The organism is Pseudomonas sp. GM18 (assembly GCF_000282195.1).
Classification (GTDB): Bacteria; Pseudomonadota; Gammaproteobacteria; order Pseudomonadales; family Pseudomonadaceae; genus Aquipseudomonas.
In genome coordinates this window covers 1-20102 of sequence record NZ_AKJT01000037.1, presented here as the reverse complement: position 1 = coordinate 20102, position 20102 = coordinate 1, and the positions used below count along the sequence as shown (strand labels likewise).

Genomic DNA, 20102 nt, shown 5'->3' with positions numbered 1-20102 from the left:
GCCTGACACACCGAATCGAAATCGCAGGGGCCTGGCATGCCAGGCCCCTGCGAATGGCAACAGCAATCAGCTATTCGGTTGTACGGTAAAGGGGGCTTCCACCCTTTGCAGTTTTGCCCGATCGATCGCCTGCTGCGAGAGGGTCTTGAGTAACGCTTTTTTGTCTTCGTCGATTGCATTCAACTCAGCGGCATAGTCCTCTTCGGTCATGACGCGTCCTGGCGCAAACGTGCTTTCCGGTTTGTTAAGTTCAGCGCCGAGCACCCGGAGTTCTTCCTTCAACCGAGCCTTTTGCTCAAGGGAAAGCGTCGTGTCGGTCGCGCGCTCGTCCAACGCCATGTAGAACGCTGTCGTGGCATCGATCCGACGTCTGAAGCCTTTGAAAGCACTTCGGTTGGAACCCTCGACATAGGATGACCAGAACGGTTGCTCGACGAGCAAATCACCGAGCAGTTCACCTTCCTCAAGGTCCAGCACACGTCGGTACGCAGACTCGATCATCCCTGACGTCACGCCGGCAATCCCTCTGAACTGCATGTTTCGAGACTGCCAGGGCAGGTCCAGCCGGTCTGCAAGATCCGTCATGAACGCCAGGTGAACTTCAACCTCATCAATCGTGCCTGTCACCTCGCCCGTGGCATTCACCCGCCTGAACTCCTCGCCCATCGCCTCGCGCTCGGAGATCGTTTTGCGGGCAATCCGGCTCAGTTCATCCAGGCGTGACTTGCCCCGCGCCAGCGACACCAGCTCACTCTCCACCAACGCGGGACTTGCCAGCTCATAAGCCTCATGAATCAGCACCTCCATCCCCATGGCATTGAACAGCTGCGCGCCAGCATCGACGCACGCCGTGGGCACGGTGGTCAGGGTGAACAGTTTTTGCCGCAGCCCGGTGTTTTTGGACATCGCCTCGAGCATTCGCCAGACCTTGGCGGTCATGTCGACACGGAACGCAGGGTCGTGCTTGAAATGCCCCGATTCGGTGAGTTTACGAATCTCATTGAAAAACCCGACCGAACCGACCTCATCCTCGACGCTGTTCCAGACCTCTTGTTTCGCCACCCACTCTGGCCGTGTCATACCCGACTCCCAGTCGAGGCTGTCGCGCACACCGCGCGGCGGATACGGTCGATCAGGATCCATGCCGACGGACTCGATGTAGTCCCTGAGCGTCTGCAAATTGGCCTGCGCCAACCACTGCGGCTCCCGGTTCAATACGGTACGCGCCAGCAGCTCTGCCTGGGCGGAGCCACGGGGCACTGTCGGTATCTGGGTGATTTCGTTGCGCTGCATGTCCAGGAAAAAATGCCGGAACCGAGGCTGTGCGAACAACCCATCCGGCCAGGTATGAACGCCGGTGTCCGTCAGGATCAGCGTATGCAAGATTCTCATGCTGCCAATATCCGGGACTTGCCCCAACGGATTACCGAGCAGGTCCAGGATCTCAAGGCGTGTCAGGTTGCGCAGGTCAGCGATCGCCGGCGCATCCAGCACAATCCGGTTTCCTCGCATGTTCAGCTCCGCCAGCGTGCGCATTCGGCCAATGGCCCGAGGAAACCTTGTGAGCGAATTGCCATTGACGTTGAGCGAACGCAAACGGGGGAAATGATCGAGGAAGGAAATGTGCGCGTCGGTCAGTTCGGTCAGGTTCAAATTCAGGCGTGTGACGTGATCGAAATTACCTTCCAGTGCGGGCATGGTGCCCAGATGACGCCCCAGCGGCATGTTTTCCAGGTCGAGCACAACGCCACGCAGATCGCCAAACGAATCCACATCGCGCAACCCGATTTGCTGCCAGCACTCCCTGACAGCTTTGTATAACGCATTTCTGGACTGCCATTCGGCGATGCCGGCAGGCATGAAGCCGTACGCTTCGGTTGGCGATTTCAACCAGCGTTGAAAATTGGCGTTGAGCCGATTGAATTCCGCTTCGAGTGCGCTCGCCCTCTGCTCCAGACTCACTTCGCTGCCACCCGCCTGCAGATAAGCCTGGGCTTCGGCCTCCGTCCATCCGGGACGGACGACACGAACCCGCTCTTGCAGCGTCATCGGCCCGGTGACTTGACGCCCCCCTTGAGAAACCCCACGCATGCCGCCACGCAGTCGCATCGTGGCGGGATCGTACGTCGGTTTGCGTACAGGGTTTTCCGCGAGAAGGGCGCTGAACGTATCGCGTGGCAACGGCGCCTTATGAATCGCGTGTTTGAGCGTGATGCCTTGATTGATGTGATACCCCAGCGCGTTTCGTTCGGCGTCAGGCAGGGCATGCAACACCGAAGCGTAAAGGTTATCGGCGCCATGCAAATGAAGATCGTCAGCATCGCGTGCCTGATACTGACCGTCCTCGCTGACCAGGATTCTGCGGTGGGTGGCATCTGCCGGGCCGACGCTGTCGTGCAACGGCCCGTCGAATGAGTCTTCACGGATTTCGATCCGAACGTTTTCCGGCCAGTTGGGCAATGCTTGCAACGAGCGCAACGCCAACCGCTCGGTGTCCACACTGAACGCCGAATCGAGAAAGAGCCCTTCATAAGCGCGCGCGGTTCGTATCGCCTGCAGGGCGGCGCGCGCACGTTCTCTGAGCCGCAGGGGGATGCACGACGGCTCGGTGATATTGGGCAGGTCTTGCGGCTTGATGTCGGCCAGCAGCTCCCGGGCTATGGCAGTGGGAAGCCCACTGAACGCGTCCTGGAGCACCAGCACTTGTGGGTTGTCGGTCTGTTGCAAACGACGATCAAGCGCGTCAAACAGAGGCCCGGGCCGATTGCCTGCCCGCTCGGCAAGCTGATTTTTCAAGGCATCGATGCGGATTTGCTCGTCAGTGGAAATGCCCTGCCCGAGCATCGCGTGGATGTCGGTCTCGTTCGCAAACTTCACGGCAAGCCCCGGCAGTTTTCCTGCACGGACCTCGGCACGGCTTACCTTCAGCGTGTTGGCCGGCAACGCATCGACGTTGCCAAACTTTATCGAGCGCTCCCCGTGTCCGGCACCGTCAACAAGCTCGATGCTTTTTTGCTCGGGCCATCCCGGCAGTTCAACCAGCAACCGGGGCACCTGCTCGACGAACGCTTGCGCAACCTCATTGAGCCTTATCTGCTCGGGCAGCTTTTGCACATCAGCCCAGCTCTTGAAGCGTTCGATGGTATCGGTCAGCAGCGCTGGCGGCGGATCGCCAACGACGTGCAACCTGCGTAATTGGTCCTCCTCCAGTCCACTGACGAGACGAATCTGCTCCAGCGTGCCATCGGAAAAACCCTCGACCGTCGGCCCCATGCGCCGCATGAGTGTGGTTTTGTCCCACTCGAGGGGGCGGTCGAGTTCTGTCTTCCACACGCCGGCACCGTTGTGCTCCAGTGTCGGTTGATAAGCCTGTGGCCGGTTCGGGTGACGCAAGCGTGGCTGGCCGGTGAGAGGATCGTTTATGACTTCGAAGTGTTTGTTTTCATGCTTGAGGATGTCTTTTCCACTGTGCCGGTACAGACCCAGCTCGTTTGGCTTCGCCTCATTGGGCAATGCCACGTCATGCGCGTAGGGCGAAAGGTCCGGGTTCCAGAGGCGCGTCTTGCCGTCCGGCAGCTCAACCTTTTTCAACCGGTCGATAAAAGCCGATGGTTTGACGGACGCAGCCGCACCGGAGGGCAGGACATGCCCGGCCGCCATGATGGCCAACTGGGCGAAATTGATCATGACACCAGTAAGATGGGCCGCCCCTTCCTCCTTGTCTCCCTTACTCCAGTCTTCGATGCCTTCCATGGTTTCGAAGAGCATCTGCCCGACCATGACAGCCAGCATCGCTTCGCCCAGGCCGGGAACCAGCATGGCGCCAAAGTTGAACACGTTCCAGCCGATGTTCAGGTAACTGCTCAGGCGATTCCAACGGGTGGTGGCGTCTTCATCGCCAGTCGGCACGGCGATTTGCCGCGCATCTGCAATCGCTTTTTCCCTGCGCCACAGGCCCATTTGCGGCCAGAGATCGCCGGAAATGATATTCGTGACAGGCTCTGCATCGGCATTTTCGACCGCGGTTTCTCGCCACCAGGGTCCCATGTTCAATGGTTCACGCTGTGTCCAGGTGAACGTCGAGAGACGCTCGCGAACCCGGGCAAAAAACTTGCCCTTGTCTTTTTGCGCCACGAAACGGCTGAAAAACTGTTGATAGCTCGGCGAGCGCAACTGGCTCGTCAGTTCCTTCATGAAATCAGTGAAGGACTCGTACTCTTTGAAGGGGTGCTCAGGATCATCGGGTATATACGCAATCAACGTCCCCTCGAGACGGCTTTGTTGATAAACATCATTGCGTTGCAGCATGGCGTCGACGAGACCACTGGGGCCATTGGCGAAAAACGCCTCGAGCAACTTGAACTGTTCAAACTCCTGTCCCGGGAGCAGTGTCAGACGGCGCGACCATTCCAGCATCGTTCGTTGATGCCGTGGAATCAGAGCGTCGTAAACTCTTTTGATTTTTGAAGGGTCTGCCACCGCACTGAACAACACAATACCGGACAGCCTGAAACCCATGATCGACAGCCGATGACATTGCAAGGGACGACGCCCCATCAAAACGCCTTGTTCATTGTCACGAATCTGCCGAAGTTTCCCGTAGCCATAGGAAGTGATGTCTTTTTTCAGATAAGCGATAAGCGCCGATTCGTTGAAGGCGGCTTTTTCACTGGCCGTGCATTGCCGCACCACTGTCGCTTTGGCCGCGACTGCCTCAGGTGCCAGCAATGCCTTGATGTGCCGCTGATATTGCGCACCGATATCAAGCGTCCGACACAAGACAGCAAATCTTTCGACCGTCAGTGCCTGCCGCTGAAGTTGGTTCTCGTCATCCTTGATGAAGATGCCGGAACCGTCACGAAACGCGCCCTCCTGCGTTTCGGGTTGTTCAAAATTGTGCAACGCAGCTTCCAGCAATGTGGACTCTCTGAGTCGACTGGCATTGGTATCGATGCCAATACCCAGTTTGGCCGGGATATACAGCCGAATCAGCGTCGTATTGACGTCCAGCTCCAGATTCAATTGCTCTTTCAATGCTTGAACAAGCAAGGGTTCGGCAAAGGCATGAATGTCTTGTTGCACATCCTCCAGCGTATCGTCCAATGGACCCTGGAGGCGCCAGCGCTCGTCGATCAACTCCTTGAGGTACTGGCGATCGATGGCCCTTGAATTCAAATACCATTCAGGAAAATCCGGTTCCGAATGGGCAATTGAAACAAGGCGTGAGGCGGGTGCATCTTTTATCGGCGAGGGCAGTTTGCTCAGAAGATAATCACGATAAACATTGTGCTCTCCTTCTTCACCTACAACCCCGGTCATTGTTTGCAACGTCGCAGTGCCCGAAAGCTCGTTCATTTCGCAAATCCTTATGCGATGAAAGGAACGACCAGACTATGGGTTGGCGACAAAAACAAAAGATCAAAAAACAGCTCAGAAATCAGCAATACATCAAGATCGCATTCGATTTCAGAATCTGAAAAATAAGTAATTACCACCCGAACACTGCCGAATAGAGGGCCCCACCGCGCAACGGTAGTTTTTAGCGAAGCACAAAGGGGGGGTAAGGTGCGCCAGACGTCCCACCAGGAAACCGGACATACGCCTACCCGAATTCATCAGGCAACACGTGGACCGTATCGTCGATGAATGGGAGCAATTCGCCAAAACCATTACCCCGGCGGCCGAGCACATGGACAGGGCCGCCTTGCGCGATCACGCCAAGGCCATTTTGTTGGCCTCGGCACGAGACATGACCACCGCGCAAACCTCCAGCGAACAGATTGCCAAGGCCAAAGGCGAAGGTCTGGAAAAAACTCCGAGCATGGACGAGGCCGGCGCCAGCCATGGTGAGCTGCGCCATACCGTAGGCGCTGACCTAGTGCAGATGACCAGCGAATTTCGCCATTTGCGCGCCTGCGTGATCCGCTTGTAGGTCAATAGCCTGGAATCCCCCGACATCGCCTATTTCCAGGACATGATCCGCGTCAACGAAGCCATCGACGAAGCCCTGGCCGAATCGACCACCGCCTATGCCGAGCAGGTCAATCATTCCCGGGACATCTTCCTGGCAATCCTGACACTCCGGGGTGAAGAGGACAGCGTTCGGCTCACCGTGCACAACGACGGCGTGCCGATTCCGGCCGAAGCGATCGTCACTATTTTCGATCCGCTGGTGCGCAGTGCCTACGAGGAACTCGGCCAGCCCTCCACCAGCTTTGGCCTGGGGTTGTTTATCGTCAAGGAAGTGGTCGATGCCCATCAGGACACGATAGAGGTAACGTCGAGCGAGGCAGATGGCACGTTGTTTACGGTGACGTTAACTAAAAACGCGCCAGCTGCTTAGCATCGCCAGGCTTTTGGTTTTGCCGCAACTGATGGAGGTTACCCATCCTTGACTAGCCCGGCGCTTACGGAAATTTCCGCGCGATTTCATCCTCTGAATATCGATAATTCAAACGTAACTCCGTACCCGCGGGGATATCAGCAGTTGCAAACATCGCATTCAAGCTATATTGCCTCCTGACCAGTTTGTCGCCCAATTGCAGATCAGCTTCACATTGAAATGGAATGTTATCAACGTTATAGCCAGCCGCCGCCTGGCGTATCGGTTTCGCGGCAGCGTCGTATTCGAAGTTGGTATTGATTCTGGAAACGATAGTGTCCCCCACGACAGCGATCCGCTCTTGCTCGAACTGTCCTTCACCATACTTGAGGTTGATACCGGCGAGCATGGAGAACGTTTCCTCCTCGAAGTCAAGGTATCTGCCGGCGCGAAGTGTTCCTCCATAAACGCCAACGATTTCACCTTCGGCGATGCGCTTATTGGCAACCACCATGGATTGACCTATCAAGGCCTTTTCTCCCGGCACTTTTACATCCGCCTCGGTGAACAGGCGCAACTCCAGTTTTTCTTCGTATAACCTGGCGACATCTTCATACCCTTCAAACTTAATGTAAGGCTTGATCTGTTCCGAGGTGTATTGACGACCGTCGGAGAGTGTGACTTTGGTCTCAAGTGTTCGAATACGTACGGGTCTACCCCGCAGATCCCTGAGTGGGTACTTTCCATTGTTTGCGCGATTGTAGGTTCCCAGTCGATTGTTTTTAGCCAAGTAAGGCTCTTCGCGCCGCATGACCTCGAGTTCCGCAGGGGTAAAGGACTTCACCGGCATCGATTCTGAAGCCAGATGAAACTCGTCATCGGACAACTCCGACATCAGCTTTTCTGGCATATTGTTGCGACGCCAGACGCCATTGTCATCCGATCCGGCAATGATTCCACTGCTGACGAGCTCGGACGAATTATCCGGATCGATTATTCTCAACAGGTAGTGCTGTCCGTCACCTGCATCAGGAAACCCGGCAATAAAATAGTGTCCTCCATCGAATTCGATTGCTTGCGCAGCGGACATTCGTAGAGGAGACGCCGTATTCATGGCCGACAAGGCATCCGTGCGGGGGGCGGCCGACCGAAAGCGGCTGGGGCCGGCGTCATCCAGCGGGTACCAGAGCTTGAGGTCGGAATCGCGCACCAGCACCGGCCCGGAAGGTGTCAGCTCACTTAGCAATTTGGCCCGGTACTGACCTGTTTGCGGGTCCGTTCCGACGTGTACGAGGCCGCCGGGGACATCGACAAACCGCCGCCCTTTGAACGTCCTGAAACCTTGTGCATCGGACTCCGGAAGTCGGGCACGAGCGGTAATCCGGTAATGCTGCAGCGGGCGATGCGTGTGATCCGGCACCGGCACAGACCCTATAGGTATTTCGCTAATTGATATTGTCGGCGCTGGCGGGATTTCACCTGGCTCGATTCCCCCCGGTATTCGGCGCCGTCCCGCGGGGTTTCGCGGATGCGCCCCGATTGACGGGCCGAAGTCGACATGGGGTACAGTAGGACTCGGTGCAGGCTCGCTTGATGGCTGCATCGGACGAGTGTTTATATCGCCTGCGCCCGTACCTTTTTTGCCTTTGACAGGCGGTTTTGGTGACATGGTTTTTCATCCCTGAATCGTTGCCCCCTCCTCACCCACGAACGGAATCCAGAAGGGACACTTGGCGTCATTGCCAGTATTCATAACTGTGACCTATCCGCAAAAGCGCATAGCCGATCAGTAACATACCTGTCCTCAGGTACGTCAGCTGCGACTTTTATTGAATGAATGTTTCGCGTTACTCGACCACCAGCCGCCCCAACCGCTGCTTGAGCATGCGGTTCTCGGCCCGCAGTTGCTGGACCTCGTCAAGCAGGTCCAGTGCCAGGGCGACGCCTTCCCATTCCAGCTCCAGGTCGCGCCGCAGCTTGGCGGCGCGCTTGGCCAATACCAGTTCATAGTCGGTGAAACGCCAATCCTTGGGCTCTGTCCCCTGTGGTTCGAGGATGCCGTGTTCGACGATCTCGATCACATGCACGTCCGACAACTCGGTCGCCTCACAGAATTCTGCCAGGTCCAATTGAACGATCACGGGGTCGCTCATGATTGGGCTCCTCCTTATCTCGGAATCAAAAATTCTCTCGCGGATCGAAAGCGGCTTTTTTCGCCAACTCCTCCCACAACGCCTTGACGTCATGGTCGAGTTTTTTCGGCATCACCGCCTTGAGCTGCACGAACAGGTAGCCGCGGTGACCGGCCTTGTGCAGCAGGCCATGGCCCTTGGCGCGCATGCGCTGGCCATTCTGGCTGCCGGCCGGCACCTTGAGGTTGATCTTGCCGGTCAGGGTCGGCACCGCGACTTCAGTCCCCAGCGCCAGCTCCCACGGTGCCAGCGGCAAGGTGATGATCAGGTTCTCGCCTTCGACGTCGAATTTGGGGTGCGGCGCAAAACGAATGGTCAGGTACAGGTCGCCATTGGCCCCGCCACCGATGCCCGGAGCGCCCTGGCCCTTGAGGCGGATGCGCTCGCCGTCGGTCACGCCGGCCGGGATCTTCACGTTCAGGCTTTTGCTGGTGTTGCTGACATGCTGGCCGGCAGCGTTGTACTGCGGCACCTGGAAGCTGACCTTCTTCGATTCGGTCGACAGGGTTTCTTCCAGAAAAACCGGTAATTCCATTTCCACGTCTTGCCCTCGACGACCGGCGCTATGGCCCGACCGTCCACCACCACCGAAACCCGGACCACGGTTGCCGAAGATCGAACTGAAGAAGTCCGAGAAATCGCCCGTGTCCTGCCCACCACCACCGAAACCACCACGGCTCTGCCAACCCGGCGGGCCCTGGAAGGGCTGGCCGTGGTGACCGTATTTGCGCAAGTCGTCGTATTCGGCGCGCTTGTCGGCGCTTTTCAGCGCTTCATAGGCTTCGGACGCGTCCTTGAACTTGGCCTCGGCGTCCTTTTCCTTGCTGACATCGGGGTGGTATTTGCGCGCCAGCTTTCGATAGGCGGCCTTGATCGCCTTATCGTCCGCGGTCGGCTCCACACCGAGAATCTTGTAATAGTCTTTGAAGTCCATCGAGGGAATCACCATCCATTATCGAAATCGCGCCGCTCGGCACAGCATGCTCTTGTTTGCAGCGTCTTGATTGACCGATCTCAATTTTGTGACCGGGCAGCGCATCAGAAGTTTATCGGCAACAGGGCGCAGTTCTTGCTGTCGCCCAAGGATTGCCAAACCTATGCAGGGAAGTTTGGGGGTGATGACGCATCTTTCAAGCGCAGATCAATGTGATTTAACAGATAGTCGGCCTTCGAATCTGCGCCGCACTGACATACACTGCGCGGCCGTTTTTTAACCGGAACTTGAAAGACATGAAAAACGCATCTCCAGCCCGTGCCTGTGGTATCGACTTCGGCACGTCCAACTCCACCGTCGGCTGGCTGCGCCCCGGCATGGAAACGCTGATCGCGCTGGAGGACGACAAGATCACCCTGCCCTCGGTGGTCTTCTTCAACATGGAAGAACGCCGCCCGGTATACGGCCGGCTGGCGCTGCACGAATACCTGGAAGGTTACGAAGGCCGGCTGATGCGCTCGCTCAAGAGCCTGCTGGGTTCCAAGCTGATCAAGCACGACACCAGCGTCCTCGGCACGGCGATGCCGTTCAAGGACCTGCTCGGGTTGTTCATCGGCCAATTGAAGAAGCGTGCCGAAGCCGCCGCCGGTCGGGAGTTCGAGGAAGTGGTGCTGGGCCGTCCGGTGTTTTTCGTCGATGACGACGAACTGGCCGACCAGGAAGCCGAGAACACCCTGGTGGACGTGGCCCGCGCCATCGGCTTCAAGGAAGTCTCGTTCCAGTACGAGCCGATCGCTGCGGCGTTCGACTACGAGTCGACCATCGAAAAGGAAGAGCTTGTCCTGATTGTGGACATCGGTGGTGGTACGTCCGACTTCTCCCTGGTGCGCCTGTCCCCTGAGCGACGTGGCCACGACAACCGTCACGACGACATTCTCGCTACCGGCGGCGTGCACATCGGCGGGACCGATTTCGACAAGCAGCTGAGCCTGCAGGGCCTGATGCCGCTGTTCGGCTACGGCAGCCGCATGAAGAGCGGCGCCTACATGCCCACCAGCCATCACATGAACCTGGCGACCTGGCACACCATCAACTCGGTGTACTCGCAGAAATCGACCCTGGCCCTGGGCAGCATGCGTTACGACATTGAAGACACCGGCGGCATCGATCGCCTGTTCAAACTGATCGACCAGCGCGCCGGGCACTGGCTGGCGATGGAAGTGGAAGAAACCAAAATCCAGCTGACCCACGCCGACAGCCGCCATGTACCGCTGGATCGCATCGAGTCCGGTTTGAGTGTGGAACTGACTCGTGCGCTGTTCGAATCAGCCATCGACAACTTGCTGGAGCGGGTGCGCAACAGCGTGACCCAATTGCTGAACGACGCCAATGTGCGGGTCGATCAGGTGGATACGGTGTTCTTCACTGGCGGTTCGAGCGGGATTCCGGCGCTGCGCAACAGCGTCTCGGCGATGTTGCCGAAGGCGCAGCATGTTGAGGGGAACATCTTCGGCAGCATTGGCAGCGGGTTGGCAATTGAGGCGATGAAGCGTTACGGCACTTTGGCCTGATCCGAGATCCTGTTAATGATCGTTCCCACGCTCTGCGTGGGAACGATCGGGTGGGGTTACACCATCCCCACCTGCTTCAACTCACTCTTCAGGTACGCGTAATAAATCGGCCCCGCCACCACCCCCGGCAGGCCGAACGCGGCCTCGAATACCAGCATCGCCAGCAACAACTCCCACGACTTGGCACTGATCTGCCCGCCGACGATGCGCGCGTTGAGGAAGTATTCGAGCTTGTGGATAAAAATCAGATACCCCAGTGCCGCCACCGCCACCCAGATCGACAGCGACAGGCCGACGATGGTGATCAGAGTGTTCGACATCAGGTTGCCGATCACCGGCAACAAGCCGAGCAGGAAGGTCAGCACGATCAGGGTTTTGGTCAACGGCAGCTTGATCCCGAACATCGGCAGGATCACCGCGAGGAAAATCCCGGTGAAAAAGGTGTTGAGCAGCGAAATCTTGATCTGCGCGAATACGATGTTGCGAAACGCCTGGACCAACAGGTGCAAGCGGTCGAACAGCGCCGCAGCCAAGGGCTTGCGCTTGGTCAGGTCCGGCACGCGCTGCAAGGCGATGATCGCCCCCAGCACCATGCCGATCAGCAGCGTCACGAACATGTGCGCCGCGTCCTTGCCCACCAGTTGCAAGTCGCTCAAGTGCTTGCTCATCCACTCGCCGATGGCCACCCGGAACTCGGCGGCACTGGCCGGCAAATAAGCGTCGATGAACGGCGGCAGCTGCCCGCGTGCGCGGTCGACCACGCCCATGAATTTGTCGAGGGAAGCACCGGGGTTTTCCGCCTCGTGCAGCAGGAAACTGATCGCACCGGCGAAGATCAGCGCCAGCACACTGACCACCAATGTCCCCAGCAATGCCACCGCCAACCAGCGCGCACGGCGGCCTTCGATCAGCCGTTGCAATTGCGGCGTGAGCATGTTGACCAGTTCGAACACCAACAACCCGGCCAGCAGGCTGGGCAGCAATCGCAGAGGGATCACCAGCAGCAAACCGCCAAAGATGATGACCCAACTGATGAGCAACAAGACCTGACGCTGAGAAAACGCTGACATACAGCCTCAAAACGAACGACGTAAAAGGATTGGCAGTCTGCCAGCGTTCGGATGCCAGCACTAGGGATTGTGCATAACCTGTAGGATCGCCGCACCGCTCGCTCCTACAGGAGAAGATGTTTATTTTTTCTTCAGACACTCGCTCATGAACGCTTTGCGCGCATCGCCCTTGAGGGCTTTGGTGGCGGCATCGGCGTTGCAGGTTTTCATTTTTTCTTGCTGAGGAGTCAGGGGTTTGGCGGCATCGGCGGCCGGCGCGGCTTTGAGGCAGGTGCTCATGAAGGCTTTGCGCTCGTCGCCTTTAAGGCTCTTGGCGGTAGCATCGGCATTGCAGGTGGTCATTTTGTTCTGCTGGGCGGTGGCGGCGAAACCCTGAGAGCAGAGCAGCAGACCGATCATCAACAACGGGACACGCAACATCTTCATGGAGTTTTCTCCTTGTTACCGCACCGATGGGTACGGCCTCGCTCTGGAGTGTAGACAAAGCCTGTTACACGTTCACCTGCTATCGAGGTGGCCGCGCCGATACTGTTCCGGCGTACACCCGGCCTGGCGCTGAAACATCGCGATAAACGCCGAGCCGGTGCTGTAACCCATGTCGAAGGCGATTTCCTGAACGCTGCGGTGGCTGTCCAGCGCTTCGATCGCCGCCAGAAACCGCAACCGTTGCCGCCACTCACCGAAACTCATGCCCAACTCGCGAACAAACTGCCGGGCCAACGTGCGTTCGCTGACGTGAATCTGCCCGGCCCAATACGCCAGCGGTCGGTTATCCCCAGGCTCGGCCTGTAATGACTCAAGGATGCCGAGTAACCCGGGACTGCTGGCGTAGGGCAAATAGCACTCATGCATGGGCGCCTGTTGCAGTTGGTCCACCAGCACTTGAGCCAGACGCCGGTCCGCGTCGTGCTCGGGAATTTTCACATCGCGGGCGGCGAAGTCTTTCAGGATCGCCTTGAGGATGTCGCTGATCGCCAAGGTACAGGCCTGCTGCGGCAAATCGTGACACAGCGTCGGCGCCAGGCAGACCGCGCGATAGTTGATCGGCTGATTGCTATAAAAACTGTGCTCGGTCCCGGGCGGCACCCACATCGCGTATTGCGGCGGCGACATGAAACGGCTGCCATCGACATCCATGTGCAGCACACCATGGGCTGCGTACTCCAGCGTGCCCCACGGATGCCGGTGAGGCGCGGCGTATTCGTGGGCGTTGAAGTCGGCGTAGCGGAAATACACCGCCGACGGCAGTTCGCTGAAGTCCAGCAGGTCGATGTGTTTACTGTTCATGCTGTCCGGAATCAGAGGCAGGTTGTCTGGATCGCAGTATAGGCTTGCATCCAGACAGACGGATAATCACCCCTCATTAACGTTTTGGCTTTTTCCCGATGCAATACGCTTATCCCCTGCTGGCCATTTTCATTTGGGCCGGCAACACCGTGATCAACAAACTCGCGGTGGGCGTAATCTTCCCCGCCGAAATCGGCTTCTACCGCTGGCTGCTGGCCGGGATTCTGTTCACGCCTTTCATGCTTAAACCGGTGATAACCCATTGGCCGGCAATACGCCCGAACCTGGGCAAAATTTTCATCCTCGGCGTGCTCGGCATGGCGGTTTATCAGAGCCTGGCTTACTTCGCCGCGACGCTGACGTCGGCCACCAACATGGGGATCATTTTGTCGCTGATGCCGTTGATGTCGCTGGCCATGGCGATGCTCAGCCTCGGCCAACGCCTGACCGCCGGTGCCCTGGCTGGTGCGGTATTGTCGTTTGCCGGCGTGTTGGTGGTGGTGTCGTCCGGCAGCCTTGGCGCGTTGCTGGAGCACGGGGTGAACCTGGGCGACGCGATGATGCTGATCGCCACGCTGGCTTATGCGGTTTACAGCACCTTGCTGAAAAAATGGCAGCTGCGCTTGCCGCCGCTGGTGTTGCTGTATTTGCAGGTGATGGTCGCAGTGGTGGTGCTGTTTCCGTTGTTCCTCGCCTCACCGAAAATCGGCCCGACCCTGCATAACATTCCGCTGGTGCTTTACGCCTGCCTGCTGGCCTCGATGCTTGCGCCGCTGGCGTGGATGCAGGCCGTGGTGCGCCTGGGCCCAAGCCGGACCACGCTGTTTTTCAACCTGCTGCCGTTGATCACCGCGCTGATTGCGGCGGTGGTGCTGTATGAGCAGTTGGCGCTGTATCACCTGGTGGGTGGGGTGTTGACGTTGGGTGGGGTGATTCTTTCCGAGCGCTGGACCAGTGTGTTGGGCCGTAAATAGATCAAAAGATCTTATAACCCGACAGCTTTCAACCGCGCCGCATGCTCGACAAACAACCGCACCGGCTCTGCCCCCTTGCCCACCAGCCCCAGCGATTGGTTGACGATATCGAAGTGATCCATCGGGTATTGATCGCCAATCACCGTCCCGAGATGCGAGCTGTAACGCCCGACCATCCCGTCGCAATGCCCCGCTTCACGCACGAAGGTTCTGGCAAACAACCGGCAACTGCGGTTGGTGCCGTCGAACAGGTTGCAGCCGCGATCGGTCTTGCCCGGCTGCAAAGTCCCGGACCAGGAGTAATAGCGCACGCCATTGACCATTTCCGGGCCGTGCCCGCCCCAAGTGTCAGGCAGCCCCTGTGGATAACGCTGATTGAACAGCGCCACGCCTGCCGTGGTCAGCGACTGATGCGAAGCCGGGATATCCACCGGCAGCCTTGGCCCGCGATAACCGGTTTCCAACAGGCACATCAAGGCGCTGATCAGCCACAGCAAAAAACTGAGCAGCCGGCACTTGGCGCTATCCGCCGGATAATGGGTGTGCAGGTAGTCCGCCAGTTCCGAACCGTGATTCGGTCCGGCCACCGAGGTCACCGAAGCGACCTGGTCCGGGCGTTTGGCTGCGGCATAACGGGCGGTCAGCGAGCCCTGGCTGTGGCCGATCAGGTTGACCTTCTCGGCCCCGGTGTCGCGCAAAATTTCCTCGATCCGTGCCAGCAATTGTTCACCGCGCACCTCGGTTGAATTGAGCGGCGAGACCTGCACTGCAATCACGGTCGCCCCATCCCGGCGCAACGCCGAAATGATCCCGAACCAGTACGGATAGAGCAGCAGACGGATAAACCCGAGCATCCCCGGAACCAGCACCAACGGGTAACGCGTGGCGGAGCCTTGCGACATGGATGAACATCCTTGTGGTCGGTGAGATGAAGCTAGGCTGGATGCAAGGCCTCAGCCAAGCATCGCCACCCAAGATGACAACTCGACGACCAGTCTATGACATCCACCCTACTTCAACCCCACCACGCCCGCCACAATCAGCCCGACCGACACCAGCTTGAGCGCGGTCAGGCTTTCGCCGAGCAGCGCAAAGCCGAGAAACACCGTGCCCAGTGAACCGATGGCGGTCCAGATCGGGTAGGCGATGCTCACCGGTAGTTCACGCATGGCCAGCGTCAGGAAGTAAATCCCGCCCACTGCAGCTATCACCGTCATCACCGAAGGCCAGAGCCGGGTGAAGCCTTCGGCGTACTTCATGCCCATGGCGAAGGTGACTTCGAACCCGGCGGCGATCAGCAAGAACAGCCAGGCCATCTAGAACTCCCTGGCCAGCGCCTGCAAACGCTGCTCGGCCTCGGCCACAGAAACCTGGAAGGTGCGCTCGGCGGACTCTTCGCCCTCGGCGGCGACGACTGTGACGTCAGTGATGCCGATGAACCCCAGTGCCGTGCGCAAAAACGGATCGGCATGGTTCATCGCTTCAAGCTCACCACCGGGGCCGAAGCCAAACCCGCCGCGACTGGTGACGATCAACGCCTTCTTGCCCCGCACCAGCGGCTCGTACTGCGCGATGCCGTTGTCCAGGGTGTGATTGAACGTCAGCCCGAGCCGCACAATCTGGTCGATCCAGGCTTTGAGGCCACTGGGCACGCTGAAGTTGTACATCGGCGTGGAAATCACCAACAGATCATGGCCGAACAACTCCCCCACCAACTCATCGCTGAGTGCCAGGTCGGCCTGCATCGACAGCGGTCGCGCTTGAGGCTCCGGATGAAAAGCAGCCGCTACGAACGCTTCGTTGACGGCCGGGATCAACGCCCGGCCGACTTCACGGCGGGTCAAATGCGACTGTGGGTTGCGGACCTGCCAGGCTGAAAGAAACACCTCGGCCAACCGCCGCGAATGAGAGCGTTCACCACGGGGGCTGGCGTGAATGGCAAGAATTCTGCTCATCTGAATCTCCTTAAGGGCTAAACTGAAACGGCTTGTGCTTGCAGCTTGAAGCGCGCAGCCGCCTGCCTTCAAATGAGCAAAAATCAGTCAGGATGAATCCATTTCATCCATGGAGTTTTCAATGTTTGCCTCGTTGCCGTTGACCGCCCTGCGGGCCTTCGAATCCGCCTCGCGCCTGCTGAGTTTCAAGGCTGCCGCCGAAGAGCTGTCCGTGACGCCGACGGCGGTTTCCCACCAGATCCGCGCCCTGGAAAACTGGCTCGGCGTGCCGCTGTTCGAACGCCTGCCACGCCAGGTGCGCCTCACCGAGTGCGGTGAACGCCTGTTCCGCAGCCTGCACGGCGCGCTGCTGGAAGTGGCGCAGAGCGTCGATACCTTGCGCCCGCAACGCAGCGGCACGAGCCTGACGATCTCCACCACCGCCGCTTTCGCCGCCCTTTGGCTGGTGCCACGGCTGGGACGGTTTTATGCCCGGCATCCGCACATCAGCGTGCGGCTGGACACTCACTGCGAAGTCATCGATTTGCATCAGGACGCCAGCGTCGATCTGGTGCTGCGTTACAGCCTCGACGATTATCCGAACCTGTATGGGTTGTGCCTGTTTGATGAATCCTTCGGGGTTTATGGCTCGCCTGAACAAGTGGCCCTGGCAACCAGTCGGGCGCCGACCCTGATCAGCGTGCGCTGGCACAACTCCAAACTGTATGCCCACGGCTGGGAGGCCTGGTGTGCGCAGTCCGGCGAAACCTGGCTGACCGGGCAGCCAGCGGCGCGTGAATACGACGAAGAACATTACGCCCTGCAAGCCGCCATCGCCGGGCAAGGTTTGGTGCTGGCGAGCAATATTCTGGTGTCGGAGAGTGTGGCTATCGGTCTGTTGCTGCCTTACCGGGGTGAGATTCAGGTCGACGGGGCCGGATACAGCGCACTGTGCGTACCAGGGCGCGAACGGCATCCGCCGGTGCGGGCGTTTTTTGCGTGGTTGCAGGAGGAGGCTCGATTGTCTGGTCTATTGCCAAGATCGCAGCCTGCGATCTTTTGATCTACCGGGTGGGCTTGACCGTCACCGGCGCCTTGCCCGCCTTCATTTGCTCCAGCAACGGCGCACATTGATTCGGCTCGCCAGCGCTTGGCGCGATCAGCGCCAGCAAACCCGCCGCCGGCGCGGCAATCACACCCAGCGCCACCATCCCGGCCCCGCGCAGCATCAGCGGCACTGGTTTGACCCCCGCATCCGGCTTGATGAACTTGCCCCGCACATACAGTGGCGAACGCAACGAAATCAAGCGCCAGCCCTTGGATTCCGGGGTGATGGTCAGGTCCAATTGCTCGGTTGCCATGTTCGCGGTGCCATCGATATAGACGATCGCGTTCTCGGTATCGAAGACGAACAACTGCGTGGTCGCCAAACCAGACTTGATGTCGAAATTGGCCGCCGCGCAGTTGATCTTCACTTCCTTGTCGCCAAAGATTTTCCCGACCACATAGTTGCCGACGTTGAGCCCCGCCAGCTCCATCAACTCGCGACTGATCGCGCCGTCATTGATCAGCATCTTCAAATTGCCGTCGGCGGTGCCCAACAGCTTGGCCACCGAGTTGCCACGACCGGTAAGGTCGGCGTCACCATTGAGCTCACCGAAACTGGTTTTCATCCGTTCAATGGAGGGGAACAACTGTTTGAGCTTGAACTTGCGCGCGGTCAGTTTGGCCCGGCCTTCCAATGGCTCGGCGCGCCCGTTCAGACGAACCTGCGCATCCAGATTGCCGCCAGCCACGCCGAAACGCAGGGGCTCGAGACTGAGCACACCATCGGTCAGCACCAAATGGGTGTAGAGGTCGTTGAACGGCAGTTTTTCGCTGTGGACGATGCGCTTGCCAGTGAACTCAACGTCAGCGTCCATATCGCGCCAGCGCTCGGTCTTGAATTCCTCGACCGGCAGTATCTTGTCTGCCGGCTGCTTGCTTTCACCGCCGCGGGCCTTTTGCTTGGCGTTGGAGTCGGCGCCGATCAGTGGGGCCAGGTCGGCAAACAACAGTTGATTGGACTCCACCGCTCCGCTGAGCTTGGGCCGCGGTTGGCTCGCGACATAAGCCAGGTTGCCATGGATGTCGCTCTCGCCGATCTTGCCGTTGAAGTCCTCATAGCGGTAAACCGCCCCGCCCGACTCATGCAACTTGGCGGTCAAATGCCCATCCGTGGCGTACGGCGGGGTATCCGGCAGGGTCACGCCGATCAGCGGATAGAGATTGCCCAGGCTGGCACCGGCCAGTTTCAGGCGCAGATCCAGGGCGCCGAGGTTCAATGGGTCGGTGAGCGTGCCGGCCAGTTCGACGCTGGTGTCGGCAATCTTCATTTGCGCATGAAGCGGGAACGGCTTGGTGGCGTCCTGTAATGCCAATAGACCGCCAACCTTGCCTTGGCCGGCGAGATTCTGGCCGTGGTATTGCCCTTTGACCTTCAAGCCAAACGCGTAATCCTGCGGCGAGCCGCCCTTTTCAATCGCTTTTTTTGCCGCTTTATCGCCGACGATGTCGCTGAACGGAATCGGTTTGCCTAGTGGATCGATGAGTAGATCGAGCTGGGTTTTCAGCTTCTGGTCATCGAGCAAGACATGGCCCTTATCGAAGCCGATGGCTCCGATGTCCAACACCCAGTTTGAAGGCTCGGCGTTCGGATCCTTGGGGTCGAACTTGAATGTCCAGTTGGCGCGGCCGTCGGCCAGACGCTGCAAGTCGGCATTGGGTTCGGTCAGGTCAATGCGCGGGATCACTACTCGCTGCGTCAGCAAGGCCAGCGGCGAAATGCGCAGTTCGACGCGCTTGAGGGAGGCCATCTGCGGTTGCTTCGACCAGTCCGGGTTGCCCAGGCTCAGGTCCTCGGCCACCACATGCGGCCACGGCACCCAGGCCCGCCAGCTGCCCTCGTCGGGCTCGCGCTGCCAGACCACCGTGAGGTTGCCATTGATGGCGAATGGACGATGCAGTTCTTCGGAGACTTTGGCGTTAAGGGGCGGTTTGATCCGGTTCCAATCGAAGAACGCGATGAGCAGCACCAGGACGGCCAGCAGCACAACGAGGCTGGCGGAGGTCCAGGCAAGCATTTTACGAGTGCGCGTCATTGCACAGAGCTCCTGAATACGACTGAGCGCCCTGACAGCGACGCACCGATGAAACGTTAGGCCAGAACCGGCCTGCCATGAAATGTACGACTGGAAAATGGCCCGCAGGTTTAACCCGAAGGCCGATTCGAACGTAAATAGCCGGCTCGCCCCCGCCCTTTTTAGCGTTACCGGCCCCGCACTTTTGCAAGGCGAAAATGAGTCGAAAATACCCACCTCAGTGCAAAACCGTTCGCCGGAAACGCCCGATCTAGAGCCGCTCGGCCAAACAATCAATTCCGTTGATTATTACCATTGCGTTTATGAACTTTTATATCGACTTATCGAGAGTAGCATTGACCTCGTACCCACTTTATCGCCCTCCCAAGGAGCAACCCATCATGAAACGCGAATTACTGCTTAGCCTGACCCTCTCGATGTTAGCCAGCACCGCTTTTGCTCTGCCGGCTGCTGATCAGGCCACTCCACAAGTCAAAGACAGCCACTCGGTGTTCAGCCAAACCGTTGCCGATGGTGCCAACGGTAACGAGCGCCTGAAAGAAAAAGGCCTGATCACTCAGGATGGTTCGGATCGCACTCCACAGGGCCAAACCCTGGCCGCTGACGGTACTGACCGCACTCCACAAGGCCAAACCCTGGCCGCTGACGGTACCGACCGTACCCCACAAGGCCAAACCC

14 protein-coding genes and 2 pseudogenes are annotated in these 20102 nt (G+C 58.7%); 5 read left to right on the top strand and 11 right to left on the bottom strand.

The window, feature by feature from the left end; all coding sequences use genetic code 11:
- Positions 1–66: 66 nt before the first annotated feature.
- Positions 67–5355 (bottom strand): dermonecrotic toxin domain-containing protein, encoded by a 5289-nt coding sequence (locus PMI21_RS17400; RefSeq protein WP_007937130.1) that lies wholly within the window; start codon positions 5353–5355, stop codon positions 67–69.
- A gap of 241 nt (positions 5356–5596) precedes the next feature.
- Here PMI21_RS17400 and PMI21_RS0128080 point away from each other — a divergent pair.
- Positions 5597–6343, top strand: a pseudogene (locus tag PMI21_RS0128080) (sensor histidine kinase).
- A gap of 64 nt (positions 6344–6407) precedes the next feature.
- Here the strand turns inward: PMI21_RS0128080 and PMI21_RS17405 are convergent.
- From PMI21_RS17405 to PMI21_RS17415, 3 genes are all read right to left on the bottom strand, one after another.
- A complete protein-coding gene (locus PMI21_RS17405) occupies positions 6408–7742 on the bottom strand; it encodes a hypothetical protein (RefSeq protein WP_007937115.1) in 1335 nt (444 codons plus the stop codon).
- Positions 7743–8169: 427 nt separating this feature from the next.
- On the bottom strand, positions 8170–8475 hold the full coding sequence (locus PMI21_RS17410; protein WP_007937105.1) for a chaperone modulator CbpM: 306 nt from the start codon (positions 8473–8475) through the stop codon (positions 8170–8172).
- A 25-nt stretch (positions 8476–8500) separates the two neighbouring features.
- Positions 8501–9448, bottom strand: a complete 948-nt coding sequence (locus PMI21_RS17415; protein WP_007937096.1) for a DnaJ C-terminal domain-containing protein — start codon at positions 9446–9448, stop codon at positions 8501–8503.
- A 296-nt stretch (positions 9449–9744) separates the two neighbouring features.
- Here PMI21_RS17415 and PMI21_RS17420 point away from each other — a divergent pair, with 296 nt between their 5' ends.
- Positions 9745–11019, top strand: a complete 1275-nt coding sequence (locus PMI21_RS17420) for an Hsp70 family protein (protein ID WP_007937081.1) — start codon at positions 9745–9747, stop codon at positions 11017–11019.
- 56 nt (positions 11020–11075) lie between these two features.
- Here PMI21_RS17420 and PMI21_RS17425 read toward each other — a convergent pair whose 3' ends face one another.
- From PMI21_RS17425 to PMI21_RS17435, 3 genes are all read right to left on the bottom strand, one after another.
- Entirely contained in the window at positions 11076–12089 is a 1014-nt protein-coding gene (locus PMI21_RS17425; protein ID WP_007937079.1) for an AI-2E family transporter, read from the bottom strand.
- A 120-nt stretch (positions 12090–12209) separates the two neighbouring features.
- Positions 12210–12515 carry a PsiF family protein gene (locus PMI21_RS17430; RefSeq protein ID WP_007937078.1) on the bottom strand — a complete coding sequence of 102 codons (306 nt, stop codon included), beginning with the start codon at positions 12513–12515 and terminating at the stop codon, positions 12210–12212.
- A gap of 72 nt (positions 12516–12587) precedes the next feature.
- Positions 12588–13376: an AraC family transcriptional regulator gene (locus PMI21_RS17435; protein ID WP_007937077.1), complete on the bottom strand. Its 789-nt coding sequence runs from the start codon at positions 13374–13376 to the stop codon at positions 12588–12590.
- Positions 13377–13474: 98 nt separating this feature from the next.
- Here PMI21_RS17435 and PMI21_RS17440 point away from each other — a divergent pair, with 98 nt between their 5' ends.
- Positions 13475–14350 carry a DMT family transporter gene (locus PMI21_RS17440; RefSeq protein WP_007937076.1) on the top strand — a complete coding sequence of 292 codons (876 nt, stop codon included), beginning with the start codon at positions 13475–13477 and terminating at the stop codon, positions 14348–14350.
- Positions 14351–14361: 11 nt separating this feature from the next.
- Here PMI21_RS17440 and PMI21_RS17445 read toward each other — a convergent pair whose 3' ends face one another.
- The 3 genes from PMI21_RS17445 to PMI21_RS17455 all read right to left on the bottom strand — a co-directional run bounded on the left by PMI21_RS17445 (position 14362) and on the right by PMI21_RS17455 (position 16305).
- Complete coding sequence (locus tag PMI21_RS17445) at positions 14362–15252, bottom strand: esterase/lipase family protein (RefSeq protein ID WP_007937075.1); 891 nt, start codon at positions 15250–15252, stop codon at positions 14362–14364.
- Between the two features lie 108 nt (positions 15253–15360).
- Complete coding sequence (locus PMI21_RS17450; protein WP_007937074.1) at positions 15361–15666, bottom strand: DMT family transporter; 306 nt, start codon at positions 15664–15666, stop codon at positions 15361–15363.
- A complete protein-coding gene (locus PMI21_RS17455) occupies positions 15667–16305 on the bottom strand; it encodes an FMN-dependent NADH-azoreductase (protein WP_007937073.1) in 639 nt (212 codons plus the stop codon). It abuts the gene before it with no gap.
- A gap of 109 nt (positions 16306–16414) precedes the next feature.
- Between PMI21_RS17455 and PMI21_RS17460 the strand changes: the two genes are divergently transcribed.
- Positions 16415–17347: a LysR substrate-binding domain-containing protein gene (locus tag PMI21_RS17460; RefSeq protein WP_162130332.1), complete on the top strand. Its 933-nt coding sequence runs from the start codon at positions 16415–16417 to the stop codon at positions 17345–17347.
- A gap of 1 nt (position 17348) precedes the next feature.
- On the opposite strand, the gene PMI21_RS17465 is transcribed toward PMI21_RS17460, so the two are convergent.
- Positions 17349–19424, bottom strand: a complete 2076-nt coding sequence (locus PMI21_RS17465) for an AsmA family protein (protein ID WP_007937071.1) — start codon at positions 19422–19424, stop codon at positions 17349–17351.
- A gap of 380 nt (positions 19425–19804) precedes the next feature.
- Here PMI21_RS17465 and PMI21_RS17470 point away from each other — a divergent pair.
- A pseudogene (locus PMI21_RS17470) lies at positions 19805–20102 on the top strand (hypothetical protein); the annotation flags it as partial.